The organism is Streptomyces sp. KLMMK, assembly GCF_036961605.1.
Taxonomy (GTDB): domain Bacteria; phylum Actinomycetota; class Actinomycetes; order Streptomycetales; family Streptomycetaceae; genus Streptomyces; species Streptomyces telluris.
On the sequence record NZ_JBAMDC010000800.1, the window covers coordinates 1 to 459 of the forward strand.

1 protein-coding gene and 1 pseudogene are annotated in these 459 nt (G+C 69.1%); both read right to left on the bottom strand.

Annotation, left to right across the window (positions count from 1 at the left end; translation table 11 throughout):
* Window positions 1-2: 2 nt before the first annotated feature.
* On the bottom strand, window positions 3-329 hold the full coding sequence (locus V7793_RS38035) for a non-heme iron oxygenase ferredoxin subunit (RefSeq protein WP_058044945.1): 327 nt from the start codon (window positions 327-329) through the stop codon (window positions 3-5).
* Window positions 326-459 (bottom strand): annotated as a pseudogene (locus V7793_RS38040) (Fe-S cluster assembly protein SufD); the annotation flags it as partial. The gene V7793_RS38035 and the pseudogene V7793_RS38040, both read right to left, overlap by 4 nt.

Genomic DNA, 459 nt, shown 5'->3' on the forward strand with positions numbered 1-459 from the left:
ACTCAGGACTCCTGGGTGACGGAGACGAGCACGTCGTCCCCTTCGATCTTGACGGGGTATACGGGGACGGGGCGCGTGGCGGGCAGGCCGGAGGGCTTGCCGGTGCGCAGGTCGAAGCTGGAGCCGTGCAGCCAGCATTCGATGGCGCAGTCCTCCACCTCGCCCTCGGAGAGCGAGACGTTCGCGTGCGAGCAGATGTCGTTGATGGCGAAGACCTCCCCCTCGGTGCGGACGAGGGAGACGGGGACGCCGTCGATCTCGACCCGCTTGGGGGTGTCCTCCTCCAGGTCGCTCAGCGCGGCCGCGCGGATGTACGGGGTCTCGCTCATGCCACCGACGCCTCCAGCTCGGCCTCGATCTTGGCGATGAGGCGCTCCTCGAGTTCCGGGATGCCGATCTGCTGGACCAGCTCGGCGAAGAAGCCGCGGACCACCAGACGGCGGGCTTCGTCGGCCGGGA